The sequence below is a fragment of the Oerskovia rustica genome (assembly GCF_014836555.1).
GTDB lineage: Bacteria > Actinomycetota > Actinomycetes > Actinomycetales > Cellulomonadaceae > Oerskovia > Oerskovia rustica.
Genome location: NZ_JACSQQ010000024.1, coordinates 34401 through 51346, shown reverse-complemented (window position 1 = coordinate 51346; position 16946 = coordinate 34401). Strand labels below are relative to the sequence as shown.

Genomic DNA, 16946 nt, shown 5'->3' with positions numbered 1-16946 from the left:
GGACATGAGCCATCCGACCGAGTCGACGACGACCTGGCGCATCGCCCGGGCCCCGCACCCCGCCGACCTCGACTCCCCCGACGCGTGGGCGTACCACGGCGTGGCCGAGATCGAGGCCGAGGTCATGATCGAGGCCCACGGCTACGACGACCTCGCGAACGAGGCCCGCGACATCCTGGCCGGGATGGACAACCAGCAGTACGCGACCAAGCAGCGCTTCGTCGCGATCCGCGCGGACGCACCCGAGACACCCCGGCCACAGGACGTGCTGGGCCACCTGTTCGTCCTCATGATGACGAGCAGCAACGAACACCTGGGCGAGCTGTACGTGCAGGTGCGCCCGGCGGCCCGCCACCAGGGACTGGGCACGGAGCTGTGGGAGACGGGCGAGAAGATCCTCGTCGACGCTGGCCGCACCGTCCTGTTCACCGACACCCAGCACGGCGTCGAGCCCCCGCCCGGCCCCCACGCCCTCGAGGCCCGGACCGGTGCGGGGCGCGTCCCGGCGGACGACCCCGGGCCCCGCTTCGCGCGGAGCAAGGGCTACGCGCTGGAGCAGGTCGAGCGGCACTCGATCCTGCCGCTGCCCGTCGAACCCGCCCTCCTGGACCGGCTGCGTGCGCGGGCCAGGGCCGCCGCGGGACCGGACTACCGCCCCCTCGTCTGGGAGGACGACGTGCCGCACGAGTGGCGCGAGCAGGTCGGGACGCTCTTCACGCGCATGAGCACCGACGCCCCGAACGGCGACATCGACTACCGCGAGGACCCGTGGGACGCGCAGCGGGTCGGCGTATGGATCGACGAGCTCCTGGGCAAGGGCGACGGCCTGCTCATGACGGTCGCCGAGCACGTCCCGTCGGGCACGCTCGCCGCGTTCTCCGTGTTCGCCTACCCCAAGGACCACCCGTCGTTCGCGTTCCAGGAGGACACGCTGGTCCTGCGCGAGCACCGCGGCCACCGCCTCGGGATGCTCGTCAAGGTCCGGAACCTCGACGAGCTCGCCGCCCGACGCCCCACGACCGAGCGCATCCACACCTGGAACGCCGAGGAGAACGACCACATGCTCGCGATCAACGTCGACGTGGGCTTCGCGCCCGCGGGCGCGTACGCCGGCTGGCAGAAGCGGGTGGGCGCGTGAGCGGCCCGTCGCAGGCCGCGGCTCCGGCATCGCTCTCCGGCCCGACGGCGTGGCGCGTCCTGCGCGCCCCCGTCCCGGACTCGCTCGACGCACCCGAGGCGTGGGCCGTGCACGGCACCGCGCGCGTGGGCGAGACGATCGACCGGGAGATCCACGGGCACGCCGACCTCGGTCTCGACGCGGCGACCGTCCTCGTCACGATGACGGCCCAGCAGGAGTACAAGCGCAACGTCCGGCTCGTCGCCGTGACCGACGGGGCCGCGGCCTCCTCCACGGGCGGACCGGACCAGGTCCCGGTGGCAGGCGACGTCGTCGGGCGCGGGCTCGTCGGCCTTCCCCAGAAGGGGAACACGCACGTCGCGATCGTGTACGTCGGGGTCGCCCCCGCGCACCGCGGCCAGGGGATCGGGGCGGCGCTCTGGGAGGAGTGCCTGCGCATCGCGCGTGACGCCGGGCGCACCGTGCTCCTGTCCGACTCCGCGCACGCCCCCGAACCCCCTCCCGGCCCCGGGGCGCTCGACTCGCCGACCGGCAGCGGTCGCGTGCCGCTCGACGACCCGGGCACGCGCTTCGCGCTCTCGCGCGGCTTCGCGCTCGAACAGGTCATGCGGCAGTCGACGATCACGCTGCCTCCCCGCGCCGACGTCGTGGACCCGTTGCGCGACGCCGCCCGTGCCGCCGCGGGCGACGACTATCGCGTGCACCTCTGGCAGGACACCGTCCCCGAGGCGTGGATCGACGACTTCGCGGTCCTCGAGACCCGCATGAGCACCGACGCCCCCAGCGGCGGGCTCGACCTCGAGGAGGACCCGTGGGACGCCGACCGGGTACGCGTCGCCTCGCAGTCGTTCGCCGACCGCGGCCAGGGATACCTCGTCGCGGTGGCCGAGCACGTGCCGTCGGGACGGCTCGCCGCGTTCACGATGGTCTCCTACCCGCACGACCGCGCCGAGGTCGTCATCCAGGAGGACACCCTCGTCCTGCGCGAGCACCGCGGCCACCGCCTCGGGACGCTCGTCAAGATCGCGGTGCTCGACGAGCTGGCCCTCGTGCGCCCCTCGTCCCGACGCATCCACACCTGGAACGCGCAGGAGAACCGGCACATGCTCGCGATCAACGAGGCCCTCGGGTTCGAGGTCGCGAGCGTCACCGCGGAGTGGCAGCTGCGGCTGGCGTGACGGTGCCCGTCCGCGAGGCACGCAAAATGCGTGGCGAGGCCGGGCCGGGGCCCGCCAGGGTGGACGCATGACGACCACCGACACCGCCGTTGGCCACGAGGACCCCTGGACGGCGAGCCCGACCCCACCGCCCCCACCGCCGACCACGACGTGGCGCACGGTCGACGCGCCGCCCACCCCGCCCGCCCTGGACCACCCCGACGTCTGGGCCGTGCGGGCGTACACCGACATCGAGCACGACGTGCAGCTCGCGACCTGGGGCTGGACCGACTGGTGGGCGCCGCTGCCCGTGATGCTCGGCGCGCTCCAGCACCAGGAGTACCAGCGCAAGGTCCTGGTCCTCGCGCTCCCCGAGCCGGTGGTACCGGGAACGACCGGCCCGGGAACGCCGGGCGGCGAGGCCGCGCCCAGGCCGCAGGACGTGGGCGGCGCCGCGATCGTGTGGCTCGCGACCGACGCCAACCCCCACCTCGCGTACGTCACGCTCATGGTCCGGCCCACGCTCGAAGGCCGAGGCATCGGCGAGTCGTTGCTGGCCCGCGCCGAGGAGATCGCCCGCGCCGACGGGCGCACCACCGTCATCGTGCCGAGCAACCACTCTCCCGAGCCCCCTCCCGGCCCCGGCGCCCTCGACGCCCCCACCGGCGCCGGCAGGGTGCCGGCCGACTCCCCGGGGGCGCGCTTCGCCCTGGGGCACGGCTACGCGCTCGAACAGGTCGAGCGCGCCTCCGTCCTGCGTGTGCCCGTCGACCCCGCACGGCTCGACACGCTCGAGCACGAGGCGACACGGGCCGCGGGCAGCGACTACCGCCTGCACACCTGGTGGGACGAGGTGCCGGCCGCATGGCAGGACCAGGTCGCGATCCTCTGGACCCGCATGAGCACCGACGTCCCCTCCGCAGACCTGGACGTCGAGGAGAGCCCGTGGGACGCGGCCCGTGTCCGCTCCTATCTCGCCGACATGGCCGGGCGCCACCAGCACGTGCTCGTCACGGTGGCCGAGCACGTCCCCACCGGGACGCTCACCGCGTTCTCGGTGCTCCAGATCCCCGTGTCGGACGTCCCGTTCGCCTTCCAGGAGGACACGCTCGTGCTGCGCGAGCACCGCGGCCACCGGCTCGGGATGCTCGTCAAGGTCGCCAACCTGCGCGCCTACACCGAGCGCCGGCCCGGCGAGCGACGCATCAACACGTGGAACGCCCAGGAGAACGAGCACATGCTCGCGATCAACGTCGCGCTCGGCTTCGAGCCCGTCGGCGTCGCGGCAGTGTGGCGGAAGCGACTGGCGTAGCCCGCTGGCCCCCTACCCCCCACCGCCGCTACGCCGAGGTAGACCTGTGCGCGCGAGGTAGACCTCCCGGAGCTCTACCTCGCGCGCACAGGTCTACCTCGTGCTTCCTAGCGGGCCGAGGCGTCGGGCGTGCACGGTTGTCCGGCAGCGCACCTCACAACCGCTCGCACCGTGAGCCGCCAGGACAACCGTGCAGGTCGCGGCCTACGGTTGTCGGGTCCGGCCAAGACCCCGCGACACCCCACGACCCCCACCGACCAGGGAGCAGCGAGACCATCGTGAGCACTGCGAGCACACCGCCGATCGACGCCACCACCACTCCCGCCTGGGCCGACCTCACGGCCCACGAGGCCGCGCTGTCCCCCGACCTGCGCACCTGGTTCGCCCAGGACCCGGGCCGCGCCGGCCGCCTCACGTTCGACGCCGCCGACCTCCACGTCGACCTGTCGAAGAACCTCGTGACCGACGAGACCCTCGCGCTGCTCGTGCGCCTCGCGGACGACGTCGACCTGGTCGGGCGCCGCGACGCCATGTTCCGCGGTGACCACATCAACGTGACCGAGGACCGCGCCGTGCTGCACACCGCGCTGCGCCGCCCGTCCGGGGCAACCCCGGAGCTGGTCGTCGACGGCCAGGACGTCGACGCCGACGTGCACGCCGAGCTCGCCAAGGTCTACGCGTTCGCCGACAAGGTGCGCTCGGGCGAGTGGAAGGGCATCACGGGCGAGCGCGTGCGCACGGTCGTGAACATCGGGATCGGCGGGTCGGACCTCGGCCCCGTCATGGCCTACGAGGCCCTCCTGCCCTACAAGGCCGAGGACCTCGACGTCCGCTTCGTGTCCAACATCGACCCGACCGACGTCGCCGAGAAGACTGCGGGCCTCGACCCGCGCACCACGCTCTTCATCGTCGCGTCCAAGACGTTCGGGACGCTCGAGACCCTGACCAACGCGCGCCTCGCGCGCGACTGGCTGTGGACCGAGCTGGCTGCGGTCGAGGCTCTTGCTGACGACGCCGACGACGCGGCCCGGGCCGAGGCCGTCGGCAAGCACTTCGTCGCGGTCTCCACGGCCCTCGACAAGGTCGCGGCGTTCGGGATCGACCCCGCCAACGCGTTCGGCTTCTGGGACTGGGTCGGCGGCCGCTACTCGGTCGACTCCGCGATCGGCACGTCGCTCGCGATCGCGATCGGCCCGGCCCGCTTCGAGGAGTTCCTCGCAGGCTTCCACGCGATCGACGAGCACTTCCGCACCACCCCGATCGCCCAGAACGTGCCTGCGCTCATGGGCCTGCTCAACGTGTGGAACGTCAACTTCCTCGGCGCGCACACCCACGCCGTGCTGCCCTACGCGCAGTACCTGCACCGCTTCCCCGCGTACCTGCAGCAGCTCACCATGGAGTCCAACGGCAAGTCCGTGCGCTGGGACGGGTCGCCCGTCACGACCGAGACCGGCGAGGTCTTCTGGGGCGAGCCCGGCACCAACGGGCAGCACGCGTTCTACCAGCTCATCCACCAGGGCACGCGCCTGATCCCCGCGGACTTCATCGCCGTGGCGAACCCGGCGCACCCGCTCACCGACGACGCGGCCGGCTCGGACGCTCCCGTCGATGTCCACTCGCTGTTCCTCGCGAACTTCTTCGCGCAGACCAAGGCCCTCGCGTTCGGCAAGACCGCCGACGAGGTCCGCGCCGAGGGCACGGCCGAGGACCTCGTGAGCGCACGCGTGTTCTCGGGCAACCGCCCGACGACGTCGATCCTCGCGCCCGCGCTCACGCCCTCGGTCCTGGGCCAGCTCATCGCGCTCTACGAGCACATCACGTTCGTCCAGGGCGTCGTGTGGGGCATCGACTCGTTCGACCAGTGGGGCGTCGAGCTCGGCAAGAAGCTCGCGAACGAGATCGCGCCGGCCGTCGCCGGTGACGCGGCCGCGCTCGCCGAGCAGGACCCCTCGACGCAGGCGCTCATCGGCTGGTACCTGGACCAGCGGAGCTGACGCCTGGCTCGTCCCCTGACTGTCGAGAACGGGGTTGAGGTCGTCCTGCTGTCCCGGACGACCCCAACCCCGTTCTCGCCGGGGGGCAGGGGGGGCAGGGGGGCAGGGGGGCAGGGGCTAGTGGGCCGCCACCGCTGCGAGGGCCTGCTCGACGACCGCGACCTCCTCGGCGGCGCCCGTGATCCCGTCCTTCATGACGAGCACGGAGGAGAAGATCCCGTCGCGGCACGACTGGCCCGTGAGCGCCTGCGGGTCCTCGAGCGAGGGCACGATGTTGACCGTCTCGGTCCGGCCCGGCTCGCCGCCCGCGATCTCGATCGTCGTCGAGAAGACCTCGCACGCCTGCACCGCGTCGAGCTTCTCGCCCGTGCCGACGAGCGCGGACGCCTCGCGGATCTTGCGGGTGTTCTCCGCGTCGTCGACGAGACCGGTGGCCTCGAGCTGCTGGAGCATCTCGGGCAGCTGCTGCGCCCAGTCCTCGGCAGGGATGCGCGACACCTGGACCGTGGCGCCCGCCGGGTCGCCCCACACGCAGGCGGGGAACTCGACGTTGCCCGCGACCGTCGTCTCGACCGGGCCGTCGAGGGACTGACCGGCCAGCGCGGTCACCTGGTCGGCACCGATCAGGTCGCACGCCCCAGAGGCCGACGGGGTCTCCGTGGCTGCAGCGGGGGCGGGAGCGTCGGTCGCCGGGCCCTCGCCGCCGGTGTCCGCGGGTGACGCGCACCCCGTCAGAAGGGTCGCACCGAGCACACCGGGCAGGACAACAGTGAGGACATGCCTCCGCAACGAGTTCACCGGTCAAATCCAACCATATGGTCGGTAGCTGTCCGGTCGAGACGCGGCCGGACGCGGCCCACGTGTTCCAGGCACGACGGCGGGGCGCGGCGCCACGCCGTCGGTCCCACGTGTTCCAGGCCCGACGGCGGGGCTCCACGCCGTCGGGGACACTCCGCGCCCGGAGCCCCGTGTCCCGCGCCCCGTGCCCCGGCCGAACGGGTGGTCAGCCCTCCGCGCCGCCCGGCACGTTGTCCTTCACGTCGTCGTAGTCCTCGCTGCCCGGCAAGGCGCTCGGACCGTAGACCAGGTGCACGACCCCCGTGGGGAAGACCTCGGAGCGCAGCAGGTGCAGGGGGTAGATCGGCTCCCCCTCGTCGAAGAGCCGCTCGCCCTTGCGAGCGGCGACCGGGTGGACCAGCAGGCTCAGCTCGTCCACGAGCCCGGCGGCGAGGAGCTGGCGGACCACCGAGAGCGACCCCGCGACGAGGACCTTCGCGATCCCCGGGGTCTCCTTGAGCGTCGTCACGGACTCGACCAGGTCGCCGTCGATCCGCTCGGTGTTGCGCCAGCCGAGGTCCGCGTCACCGCGGGTCGCGACGATCTTGCGCACGTCGCCGAGCCGCTTCGCGAACACGGCGTCCTCCTCCCCGGCCTCCTCGCGCCCCGGCCACGCGCCCGCGAAGCTGTCGTACGTGACGCGCCCCAGGAGCAAGGTGTCGACGCCCGAGTAGTCCTCGTCGACCGCGGCGCCCATGTGCTCGTCGAAGTACGGGAAGTGCCAGGCGGGGTCGATCTCTGCCACGCCGTCGAGCGAGATGAACAGGGTCGAGACGAGCTTGGCCATGATGGGTCCCTTCGGAGGCTGCCGGTACGACGGTTGGACCAGGACCGGGCCGCGAAGTCATCGGTCCCTGGTCCCACCGTGGCACGCGAAGGGGCTCGCGGCGCGCGCAGGTGCGCGGCGCCGTCGGGCTCTCCGTGTGGCGGGTCTCGGACGGCTCAGCGCCGCAGGTCCAGCGCGCGGCGCTCGTGCGCGACGCCAGCGCGGCGACGGTCAGTCGCCCGGCCACTCCCCCGTCCACTTCTGGAAGACCCGCGCCCCGCCGCGGTCGATGAGCGCCTTGACCCCGGAGAACACCGCTCCCTGGATGAGCGAGGCGATGAGGATCTCGCGCAGCGGGTACTCGGACTGGAGCGGTGTGGGGGCGTCCTTGCGGTGGCCCGGGGAGACCCGCTTGTAGACCTGCTTGAACACCTGGCCGGCGATCAGTCCGCCGATGATCGAGCTCGCCAGCCCGAACGGCCGGTACAGGATCTTCGCGGCCTTGCCGCCGTGCTCCTCGGTGTGGTCGGACACGTGGTCGATCGTGGCGTCGCTCATCCTTCGACGCTAACGCGGGAGCGGTCCGGTCGCAGGGCGGGAACCACCGATGCCCTGGGAACCCACCGCATCCTCGCCCCCCTACCGATGGCGAGCATGCGGTTGGCGTCGGTTTCGGCGTCATTCCGAACGCCGACCGCATGTTCGACCGAGCGACCGAGCGACCGAGCGACCGACGGATCATGAGTCCGCCCGTCACCTCTCGGCCACGGCGCCCGGGCTCAGCCCGGGACCACCGCGCAGCCCGCACGGTCGAGCACGACCCGGACCTGTTCCCCCGGTGCGGGCGCGAGCGGGTGGTGCGTGACGCCGTCGGGCGTGGGTGCCGTGGCGCCGCCGGGCGGCGAGCCGAGCGCGACGACGCGCTGCGTCCCCGCACCGAGGTCGAGGTCGACCGTGACCTCGGTGCGCCCGCGGCGGAAGGTGCTGCGCACGACGGTGCCCGTCCACCCCGCTGACCTGTCAGAACCAGCGGGGGCCCCACCGCTCGCTCGTGCTGACACGTTGGCCGCGAGCACGAGCCCCGTCGGGCCGATCGCGAGCAGCGCCCCCTGGCCCGCAGAGGCTCCCCGGCCCACCGAGCCGCCCACGGTCACCGAGTCGTCAGCAGCAGCGGGCGCCATGTCTCTCGCACGTTCTGACACCTCATCGGGGACGGGCACCGGCACGAACGCCTGGTACCCCAGGAACTCCGCGACGCGCCGCGACGCGGGCGCGCGCCACAGGTCCTCGGGCGCGGCGACCTGGAGGAGCCGGCCCGCGTCCATGACGGCCACGCGGTCGGCCACGGTGAACGCCTCGTCGTGGTCGTGCGTGACGAACAGCGCGGTGGTCCCCGTCGCGACGAGCGCGGCCCGCAGGTCGCCCGCGAGCCGGTCGCGCAGCCCGCGGTCGAGCGCGGACAGGGGCTCGTCGAGCAGCAGGAGCTGCGGCTCGGGGGCGAGCGCACGGGCGAGCGCGACGCGCTGGCGCTCGCCGCCGCTGAGCGTCGCGACGGGTCGCTGCGCGTACCCCGCGAGCCCGACGAGGTCGAGCAGCTCGGCCACCCGTCCCGCCGCGGCCGGTCGCTTCACGCCCGCCATGCGCAGCCCGAACTCCACGTTCCCCGCGACGTCGCGGTGCGGGAAGAGCTGCCCCTCCTGGAACATGAGGCCGAACCCGCGCCGGTGCACGGGCACGCCCGCGAGGTCACGACCGTCCCAGGACACGGACCCGGCGGCCACGGGCTCGAGCCCCGCCACCGCGCGCAGCAGGCTCGACTTGCCGCACCCGCTCGGGCCGAGCAGCGCGAGCACCTCGCCCGGGGCGAGGTCGAGGCTCACGCCGCGCACCGCCGTCGTGCCGGGACCCTTGCCGGACGCGGGGTCTGCGTAGTGCACGACGACGTCGCGCACCGCGAGCCCCCGGCCGGCCGACGCGTCGTGAGGGTCACGCGACGCCGTGGGACCACCGGTCGTTCGCTCCACCACCTGGGCTCCGTCCATCAGAACTCTCCTGCCGAGCGGTCGCCGCGCAGGCGCTCCGCCACCATCATGACCGTCGCGGTGAGCACCGCGAGGACGACGCTCGCGGCGAGCGCCATGCCGTAGTTCTCGGCGCCGGGCCGCCCGATGAGCCGGAAGATCACGACCGGGAGGGTCGCGGTGTCGGGGCGGGCCAGGAACGACGTCGCCCCGAACTCGCCGAGCGAGACCGCGAACGCGAACCCGATCGCGAGGCCCAGCGACCGGGCCGCGATGGGCCCGTCGACCGCGGCGAACACGCGCGCGGGCGACGCCCCGAGGGTCGCGGCCGCCTCGCGCAGGCGCGGGTCGATCGCGCGCAGCACGGGCAGCACGGTCCGCACGACGAGCGGGATCGCGACGACGGCCTGGGCGATCGGGACGAGCAGCCCCGAGGTCCGCAGGTCCACGTCGAGGCCGAGCGGCTTGTCGAGCGTGATGAGGAAGCCGAACCCGACCGTGACGGCCGAGACTCCGAGCGGGAGCATGAAGACCGAGTCGAGCGCGCTGATCGCACGCCGCCCCGTGCGGGACCGGGGACGCCGCGAGACGACGAGCGCCACGAGCCCCCCGATCACGACCGCGATGAGCGTCGCGAGCGCCGCGGTCCGCAACGAGTTCGCGGTCGCCTCCCACACGGTCACGGTCAGGGCGTTGCGCCCGCCGGTCGTGCCGAGGTTCGCGTAGTTCGCGAGGCTCCACCCGGCGGGGGTCTGGAAGGACCGGACGAGCAGGTTGACGAGCGGCAGCGCGATCAGACCCAGCACGACGACGGCGGTCACCGCGAGCGGGACGGCGTCGGCCCGCAGGCGCAACGGCCGGGCGGCGGACGTCGCGGCGGACAGGTTGAGCGCGCGCTCGCGCCGGGAGCGGGTCCGGTTCGCGACGCTCAGCGCGATCACGACGACCACGAGCTGCACCACGGACAGCACGGCTGCTGTGCGCAGGTCGAGGAACTGGGTGGTCTGGATCCAGATCTCGGTCTCGATGGTCCCGTACTGGATGCCGCCCAGGACGAGCACGACCCCGAACGCCGTGGCGCAGAACAGGAACACGATCGACGCCGCGGACGCGATGGCCGGGGCCAGGGACGGCAGCGTCACCGAGCGGAACGCACGCCACGGCGAGGCGCCGAGCGCACGGGCCGCCTCCTCCGCGCGCGGGTCGAGGTGCTCCCAGAGCCCGCCGACCGTGCGGACCACGACGGAGTAGTTGAAGAACACGAGTGCCAGGACGATCGCCCCGAACGTACCGTCGAGCCGCAGGAACCCGAGCGGCCCGCCCTCGACGAGCAGCGACCGGAACGCGACGCCGACGACGACGGTCGGCAGCACGAACGGCACCGTCACGAACGCCCGCAGGAACGTGCGCCCCCGGAACCGGCACCGGTACAGCACGTACGCGCCGGGCACGCCGAGCAGCACCGAGACCACGGTCCCGAGGACGCCCTGCCACAGCGTGAGCCCGATGATGCGCCAGGTCCGCGGCTCGGAGAACACCTCGGCGAAGCCGGAGAGATCCAAGGAGGCGCCGGCAGCGTCCTGGGTCACGAACCCGCGCGCGACCAGGGTCACGACGGGCCACGCGAAGAACACCCCGAGGAACAGCAGCGGCAGCCCGGCGGCGAGCCCCCAGAGGAGGACCCGCCCGCCGCGCTGCACGGCCGCAGGCACGCCGCGGCTCACGGGCATCATGCTCAGCCGATCACCGTCGACGTCCACGCCTTGATCCACTCGTCGCGGTGCGCCGTGATGTCGGCGGGTGCGACCTCGAACGGCTTCGGGGACAGCGGCGCGAACTGGGCCCAGCCCTCGGGCAGCGCGACGTCCGCGTTCGCGGGGTACATGTACATGTTGTCCGCGATGTCGGCCTGGAACGCGTCGCTCACGAGGAAGTCGACGAGCTTCTTGGCGCCCTCGGGGTTCTCGGCGCCGGCGAGCACGCCCGCGTACTCGACCTGGCGGAAGCAGGTGTCGAGCAGCGCGCCCGTGCTGGTCGAGGTGCCGTCCTCGGACACGGTGAACGCCGGGGACGTGGAGTAGGACAGCGCGAGGGGGCGAGGGCCCTTGCCCTCGGAGCCGGAGAAGTCGACCGAGTAGGCGTCGGACCAGCCGTCGACGACCTTGACGCCGTTGTCCTTGAGCTTGGCCCAGTAGCCTTCCCAGCCGTCCTCGCCGTACGCGCCGACGGTCGCGAGCAGGAACGACAGCCCGGGCGACGACGTCGCGGGGTTGGTGACGACGAGCAGGTCCTTGTACTCGGGCTTCGTGAGGTCGTCGAGGGTGACGGGCTCGGCGAGGCCCTTGTCGGCGAACCAGGAGTGGTCGACGTTGACGCACACGTCGCCCAGGTCCACGGGCGTGAGCGCGCCGTCGCCGATCGCGTACTGCGCGGCCGAGTCGGCCAGGCCCTCGGGCGTGTAGGGCGCGAGCACGCCCTCGTCGATCGCGCGCGTCGCGAACGAGTTGTCGATGCCGAACACGACGTCGCCCAGCGGCGAGTCCTTGGTGAGGACGAGCTGGTTGACGAGCGCCCCGCCGTCGCCGGGGGCGACCTGCTTGACGGTCAGCCCGGACTCCTTCTCGAACGCGGCGAGGACGTCCTCGCTGACGTTGAACGAGTCGTGCGTGACGAGGGTGACGGTGCTGCTCGCGGCGCTCGACCCGCTCTCGCCCGATCCCGCGTCGGTGGTGCCTGCGCAGGCCGCGAGGGCCAGCGCGCCGATCCCGCCGACGAGCCCCAGGCCGAGCCTGCGGGGGGTGGTGCGGCGGGTACTGATGGTGTTCACGTGTCCTCCTTGGACGTCACAGGAGGGGGACCTCGCGCACGGGAGGTCCCGTGAGCGAGGCTAGAGAAGCCCGACTTCCTCCACCGGTGCTAACCGGATCAGGTTCGAGGGTCTGCGGTGGTCCGCACTCTCAGCGCCCGTTGCCCGGTGTCTCCCGGGCGGTCGGCGCTCCCCTGTCGTTCACCTGCGACTTTACACCGCGGCCCGACGCCGCAGACAGGGCTCCGGCGTGTGACGTCGCCCGGGGCGTGCCCGGCCCCGGGGACGGCTACGGTGGGACGTGAGCTTCGCCGTCGGGCCTGCGGGAACGACGGCGGTCCCACCCCGCCCGCCTCACCCTCACCGGAGGAACACACATGGCCGAGAACGAGCAGACCCTCGCCGAGAAGGTCACGACCGTCGCGCTGACGCTGGCCGCGGGCTGGATCGCGCAGAAGGCCGTGAGCTACGCGTGGGCCAAGGCCACGGGGCACGACGCACCCAAGGACCTGGACGACCCGGAGGTCGGCATCATCAGCGCCGTGACGTTCGCCGCCGCGGCGGCCGCGGCGAGCGTGTTCGCGCGCCGGTTCGCGGGCCGCGAGGCCAAGCGGGTCGTGAAGCGGTTCGTCGCGCGCGCGTCCTGAGGTCGAGGTCGGGCGGCCCCGGCGGGTCCGCCCCCGCCGTGCGAGGGGTGTTCCGTAGGGTGTCCCGATGCCCTCCCCTTCTGCTGCCCGACGCCGCCGCTCGTCCCTCGTAGGAGGCCTCCTCGTCGCGGGGCTCGCACTGACCGGGTGCTCGTCGACCGGTCCCGGCTCCGAGGTGTCACCCACGCCGAACGTGGCACCGACCGCGGTCGCGCTGCCGGGCGGGACCGTCGGCAAGGCGGCAGGGTGGGCCCTCGAGGTGCTCAACGCGGACGCGTCCCCCGACGCCGCGACGCTCGAGCGGCGGTTCGCGCGGTCGTTCCTGGACCAGGTGCCCGCCGCACAGCTCGTGCCCGTCCTGGAGCAGCTCCGCGCGGACCAGGAGTGGGTGCCGGTCTCGGTCGACGCGGTCGACCCGGGCGAGCAGCAGGCCGCGCTGACGATCGTCGGCGCGAGCGGTCAGTTCTTCACGATGCAGATCGGGGTCGACGCGGACAGCCGCATCGAGACCCTGTTCTTCGGCCCGGGCGACGACCCGCACCGTGAGCCCGCCGAGAGCTGGGACGAGCTGGGCGAACGTCTCGACGCCGTGGACGCGCGGAGCTCGCTGCTCGTGGCCCAGGTCCTGGACGACGGGACGTGCCGGCCGGTCGGGGAGGCCCCCGGCGGCTCGGACGCGGACGAGGTGCTGCCGCTCGGCTCGATCTTCAAGCTCTACGTGCTGGGCGCTGTGTCGCAGGCCGTCGAGGCCGGGACGCTGACCTGGGACGACGCGCTCACCGTGACCGACGACGTGCGGTCGCTGCCCGCGGGCCAGCTCCAGGACGCGCCCACGGGCACCGTGGTCACGGTGCGTGAGGCGGCCGGGCTCATGATCTCGATCAGCGACAACACCGCGACCGACCTGCTGGTCCAGGCCGTGGGGCGCGACGCGGTCGAACGCGCGCAGGCCGCGCTGGGACACGCGGACCCGTCGCTCAACACCCCGTTCCTCACGACCCGCGACGCGTTCGCGATCGCCTGGGGAACGCCGTCGCAGGCCTCCGCGTGGGGGGCGGCAAGCACCGCGGAGCGCCGCGCGATGCTCGACGCGCTGCCCGGCGGCCCCCTCGACGTCGACCCTGCGGGAGTGACCACGCCCGTCTGGCAGGACGACGTCGACTGGTTCGCGACGTCGTCGGACCTGTGCGCCGCACACGTCTGGTTGCACGAGCGCGGCGAGCAGGACCCCGTCGTGCGCGAGGTGCTCTCGGTCAACCCCGGCATCGAGGTGGACGCCGAGGCGTGGCCCTACGTCGCGTTCAAGGGTGGCAGCGCGCCGGGCGTGCTGGCCGGATCGTGGCTCGCGGAGGATGCCGAGGGCGGCAGCTACGTCGTGACAGTGCAGCTCGCGGCCACCGACCCGGCTGTGACCGCGAACCCGACCGTGCTGGTCGACACCGCGGAGAGCGCCTTCGCGCTGCTGGGTGGCGTGGCGGGTTCGGGCTCGAAGTAGGGGCCTCGCGCAGCGCCTTCCACGTCGAGGGCCCTACGTGCCGGGAGCCAGCTCCGCGACCGCCTTGTCGATGCGCCGCTGCCGGGTCTCAGGGGTCTTCGCGGCCTCGATCGGCTCGACCAGTGCGCGCCGGCGGCTGAACGACAGCGAGTCGAACGCCGTGCGCGCCTCGACCGTGAGGACTGCCGCGAGGTCGTCGGGCACAGCGACCTCGCGCGGTGCGTCGTCGACCTCGATCTCGACGTCCACCTCGTTCCCGCCCGACACCCCGGCGGCCTCCCGGTTCTCCGCGCTGAGCGCGATCATGAACCGGCCCTGGTACGGCGCGACCGAGCTGCGGTAGGTGTGCCCGCCGACCGTGACTCGCACGGGGACGCGCTTGCCCGCGCCGAGCGCGGCGACCACGTCGTCGGGCACGGGGATGCCGGTGGCCGTCTTGCCGCTCTGGAGGATCGTCGTCCGGAATCGCATGGGCCGACTCTTCCACCGGCCCGACGACGTCGCGCGCCGACCGCTCGACGCTCGCCCCGTCGTCGGGCCGGGTGGGGGGAACCGGGCCTCGCGGCCACCCAGTCAACCGGTCGCCGTCACGCCGTGAGCATCGCCGCCGGGTTCTCGTGCGTCAGACGGCGCAGCACCTCGCGCTCGACCCCACGCTGCGCGAGCATCTCGGTGAAGACCGTGGGCACGTACGCGAACCCGTTCCCGCCGTTCTGCACCCACATCTGCTTGAGGAACACGTCGTGGCTCATGAGCACCTGGCCCGCGAACCCCGCCTCGATGAGCCGGTGCACGGCGCCCGCCGTGGTGTGCGGGTCGGGCGAGACGCCCTCCTTGGGGTAGGTGATGTCCATGCCGACCATGTCGAACTCGAGCCACACCCCCCGCTCCGCGACGGCCCGCTGGTACTCGGGATCCTCGGCCGAGGGGTCCATGTGGCACAGCACGACCTTCTCGGGTCGCACTCCCACCTCGTCGAGCACGAGGTCGAGGATCTCGTGCGCGCGACGCTGCCAGCCGGGCAGGTGGATCTGCATCGCGACGTGCGGGTGCTCGAGCTGCGCCAGGGCCGAGGCCCGCAACGACGCCCGCTCCCCCGCGGTGAAGTCCGGCGAGACGCCGATCTCCCCGATCACGCCGGGCCGGATGCCCGTGTCCCGCACGCCGTCGGACAGCTCGCGCGAGATCGCCGCGGCCTGTGCGTCCACGGCCTGGGCCGTGATGCGCTCGCCCTCGAACTTCTCGAGGTAGGCACCCGCGCCCATGACGACGTTGAGGCCCGTGCGGCTCGCGACGTCCGCCAGGCGCTCGGGGTTGCGCCCGATCGCCTCGCTCGACGTCGCGTCCACGACGGTCCGTCCCCCCAGGGCCGCGAAGCTGCGGATCTCCGCCTCGACCGCGGCGACGGGCTTGTCGGCGATGTTGTCGGCGCAGCAGTACGGGTCCTGGCGCAGCGCCCAGGCGACCGACGCGGACACGGGCTCGCGGACCACGGCCCGGGAGAACTCGTAGCTGGGTGCGTCGAGCACCCCCGACAGGTCGTTGAACAGGTGCTCGTGGGGCAGGGTCAGTCCCAGGTCCGCCACGGCGACGCGTCCGGTGACCGTCTGGACGAATCCGGCCGGCGTGATGTTCATCGCGGGCTCACCTCTCCTGCCTCACCACCGCCGACGGCGGCGGTCACTCCTGCGTCACCGCTCCCGGCGGGCGCCTCGGTCGACTTCCCGGACGGGATCATGCCGATCACCGCCGCGACGAGCGCGATCACGGTGCCGATGATCGTGGCCGCGTAGATCGTGTGCCCGAGCGACGGGACGGCCCAGTCGATCAGGAGCGAACCGACGAGCTGACCTGCCGTGGACGCGAGGCCCAGGAGCAGCAGCCCGAGGCCGCGGACCAGCAGCGCCATGAGCGCGATCGAGAGCAGGCCGAGCGGGCCGCCGAGGTACATCCACCACGTGGGCGGCAGCTGGAAGTCGACGCCCGAGGTCATGGCGCGGATCCCGTAGGCGATGCCGAGGGCCGTGAAGCCGACCAGGAAGTTCCACCCGATCGAGACGAGCATCGAACCCGTGGCGTCGGCGACCGCGGCGTTGCCGGCGGGCTGCCAGCCGGCGAGGAGACCGCCGACGAACGGCATGATCGCGAGGGCGATCGTGTGCGGGGTCGAGAAGTTCGGCGAGATGACGATGACGGTCGCGACGATCGCGAGGACCGCGCCCGCGAGGCGGAAGAACGTGAGCGGCTGCTTGACCGAGGCGGTGACACCGAGGCGGTCGCAGATCACGCCCGAGATGACCAGACCCGAGATGAGCGAGATCTGGAACGTCGCGACGCCCAGGACACCGACCGTGACGCCCTCCGAGAGGACGATGACGGCGCCGCAGAGACCCGCGAGGAAGTTCCACCACGGGATCGTGCGGCCCTTGATGAGGCTCGGGATCGCCAGCGCCTCGCGCCGCGTCACGGGGCGCGCGAACACGATGACGAACATCAGGACCAGGCCCGTGCCGAACGAGATGAGGGCGGCCGCGTGGCCGTCACCGATCGTCTTGCCGAGCTGACCGTTGACCGCGGCCTGCATGGGGCCGAGGGCTCCGGCGAGGACGGTCGCGAGGACGAGGAGCGCGGTCGCTGTGCTCTTGACCTTGTTGCGCTGCGACGGGGCGACCGTCTGGGCGCCTCCCGAGCGGGAGGCCGTCTCCGGCGTGGTGTGCTTCATTGCTTGGCCGTGCCTTTCATCTTTCGACGGTACGTCGGATCGGTGGACCGA

At 72.9% G+C, this 16946-nt stretch carries 15 protein-coding genes and 1 riboswitch; of the genes, 6 read left to right on the top strand and 9 right to left on the bottom strand.

The genetic code is table 11. The features are described from left to right. The first annotated feature begins 4 nt into the window (after positions 1-4). From H9652_RS14050 to pgi, 4 genes are all read left to right on the top strand, one after another. Positions 5-1138 carry an N-acetyltransferase gene (locus H9652_RS14050; protein ID WP_191796800.1) on the top strand — a complete coding sequence of 378 codons (1134 nt, stop codon included), beginning with the start codon at positions 5-7 and terminating at the stop codon, positions 1136-1138. Beyond that, the gene (locus H9652_RS14045; RefSeq protein WP_191796799.1) at positions 1135-2316 is read left to right on the top strand and encodes a GNAT family N-acetyltransferase; all 1182 of its coding nucleotides are present in this window, start codon (positions 1135-1137) and stop codon (positions 2314-2316) included. Before H9652_RS14050 ends, H9652_RS14045 begins: the two co-directional genes overlap by 4 nt. A 67-nt stretch (positions 2317-2383) precedes the next feature. Beyond that, the gene (locus tag H9652_RS14040; protein ID WP_191796798.1) at positions 2384-3607 is read left to right on the top strand and encodes a GNAT family N-acetyltransferase; all 1224 of its coding nucleotides are present in this window, start codon (positions 2384-2386) and stop codon (positions 3605-3607) included. A gap of 278 nt (positions 3608-3885) precedes the next feature. Next, positions 3886-5601: a glucose-6-phosphate isomerase gene (pgi, locus tag H9652_RS14035; RefSeq protein WP_191796797.1), complete on the top strand. Its 1716-nt coding sequence runs from the start codon at positions 3886-3888 to the stop codon at positions 5599-5601. Between the two features lie 117 nt (positions 5602-5718). On the opposite strand, the gene H9652_RS14030 is transcribed toward pgi, so the two are convergent. From H9652_RS14030 to H9652_RS14005, 6 genes are all read right to left on the bottom strand, one after another. Continuing rightward, the gene (locus H9652_RS14030) at positions 5719-6399 is read right to left on the bottom strand and encodes a hypothetical protein (RefSeq protein WP_191796796.1); all 681 of its coding nucleotides are present in this window, start codon (positions 6397-6399) and stop codon (positions 5719-5721) included. A 205-nt stretch (positions 6400-6604) separates the two neighbouring features. Next, the gene (locus H9652_RS14025; RefSeq protein WP_191796795.1) at positions 6605-7225 is read right to left on the bottom strand and encodes a dihydrofolate reductase family protein; all 621 of its coding nucleotides are present in this window, start codon (positions 7223-7225) and stop codon (positions 6605-6607) included. A 210-nt stretch (positions 7226-7435) separates the two neighbouring features. Then, positions 7436-7762: a DUF4235 domain-containing protein gene (locus H9652_RS14020; RefSeq protein ID WP_191796794.1), complete on the bottom strand. Its 327-nt coding sequence runs from the start codon at positions 7760-7762 to the stop codon at positions 7436-7438. Between the two features lie 221 nt (positions 7763-7983). Then, positions 7984-9246: an ABC transporter ATP-binding protein gene (locus tag H9652_RS14015; protein WP_191796793.1), complete on the bottom strand. Its 1263-nt coding sequence runs from the start codon at positions 9244-9246 to the stop codon at positions 7984-7986. Beyond that, a complete protein-coding gene (locus tag H9652_RS14010) occupies positions 9246-10958 on the bottom strand; it encodes an ABC transporter permease (RefSeq protein ID WP_191796816.1) in 1713 nt (570 codons plus the stop codon). Before H9652_RS14010 ends, H9652_RS14015 begins: the two co-directional genes overlap by 1 nt. A 2-nt stretch (positions 10959-10960) precedes the next feature. After that, positions 10961-12052, bottom strand: coding sequence for a thiamine ABC transporter substrate-binding protein (locus H9652_RS14005; RefSeq protein WP_191796792.1), 1092 nt, complete (start codon positions 12050-12052; stop codon positions 10961-10963). 58 nt (positions 12053-12110) lie between these two features. After that, positions 12111-12237: riboswitch (TPP riboswitch) on the bottom strand. A gap of 171 nt (positions 12238-12408) precedes the next feature. Between H9652_RS14005 and H9652_RS14000 the strand changes: the two genes are divergently transcribed. Then, on the top strand, positions 12409-12678 hold the full coding sequence (locus H9652_RS14000) for a DUF4235 domain-containing protein (protein ID WP_138822447.1): 270 nt from the start codon (positions 12409-12411) through the stop codon (positions 12676-12678). Between the two features lie 67 nt (positions 12679-12745). Then, entirely contained in the window at positions 12746-14173 is a 1428-nt protein-coding gene (locus H9652_RS13995; protein ID WP_191796791.1) for a serine hydrolase, read from the top strand. A gap of 33 nt (positions 14174-14206) precedes the next feature. On the opposite strand, the gene H9652_RS13990 is transcribed toward H9652_RS13995, so the two are convergent. The 3 genes from H9652_RS13990 to H9652_RS13980 all read right to left on the bottom strand — a co-directional run bounded on the left by H9652_RS13990 (position 14207) and on the right by H9652_RS13980 (position 16895). Then, complete coding sequence (locus H9652_RS13990; RefSeq protein WP_191796790.1) at positions 14207-14644, bottom strand: YdeI/OmpD-associated family protein; 438 nt, start codon at positions 14642-14644, stop codon at positions 14207-14209. Positions 14645-14760: 116 nt separating this feature from the next. Continuing rightward, positions 14761-15810: a phosphotriesterase family protein gene (locus H9652_RS13985; RefSeq protein ID WP_191796789.1), complete on the bottom strand. Its 1050-nt coding sequence runs from the start codon at positions 15808-15810 to the stop codon at positions 14761-14763. Continuing rightward, the gene (locus H9652_RS13980) at positions 15807-16895 is read right to left on the bottom strand and encodes a DMT family transporter (RefSeq protein ID WP_191796788.1); all 1089 of its coding nucleotides are present in this window, start codon (positions 16893-16895) and stop codon (positions 15807-15809) included. The genes H9652_RS13985 and H9652_RS13980 overlap by 4 nt, the downstream gene beginning before the upstream one ends. Positions 16896-16946: the final 51 nt, after the last annotated feature.

Coding starts and splice junctions, on each gene's coding strand:
- H9652_RS14040 (WP_191796798.1), top strand. CDS start 2,384: ATGACGACCACCGACACCGCCGTTGGCCACGAGGACCCCTGGACGGCG.
- H9652_RS13985 (WP_191796789.1), bottom strand. CDS start 15,810: ATGAACATCACGCCGGCCGGATTCGTCCAGACGGTCACCGGACGCGTC.
- H9652_RS14025 (WP_191796795.1), bottom strand. CDS start 7,225: ATGGCCAAGCTCGTCTCGACCCTGTTCATCTCGCTCGACGGCGTGGCA.
- H9652_RS14020 (WP_191796794.1), bottom strand. CDS start 7,762: ATGAGCGACGCCACGATCGACCACGTGTCCGACCACACCGAGGAGCAC.
- H9652_RS14015 (WP_191796793.1), bottom strand. CDS start 9,246: ATGGACGGAGCCCAGGTGGTGGAGCGAACGACCGGTGGTCCCACGGCG.
- H9652_RS13980 (WP_191796788.1), bottom strand. CDS start 16,895: ATGAAGCACACCACGCCGGAGACGGCCTCCCGCTCGGGAGGCGCCCAG.
- H9652_RS14000 (WP_138822447.1), top strand. CDS start 12,409: ATGGCCGAGAACGAGCAGACCCTCGCCGAGAAGGTCACGACCGTCGCG.
- H9652_RS14010 (WP_191796816.1), bottom strand. CDS start 10,958: ATGATGCCCGTGAGCCGCGGCGTGCCTGCGGCCGTGCAGCGCGGCGGG.
- H9652_RS13990 (WP_191796790.1), bottom strand. CDS start 14,644: ATGCGATTCCGGACGACGATCCTCCAGAGCGGCAAGACGGCCACCGGC.
- H9652_RS13995 (WP_191796791.1), top strand. CDS start 12,746: ATGCCCTCCCCTTCTGCTGCCCGACGCCGCCGCTCGTCCCTCGTAGGA.
- H9652_RS14050 (WP_191796800.1), top strand. CDS start 5: ATGAGCCATCCGACCGAGTCGACGACGACCTGGCGCATCGCCCGGGCC.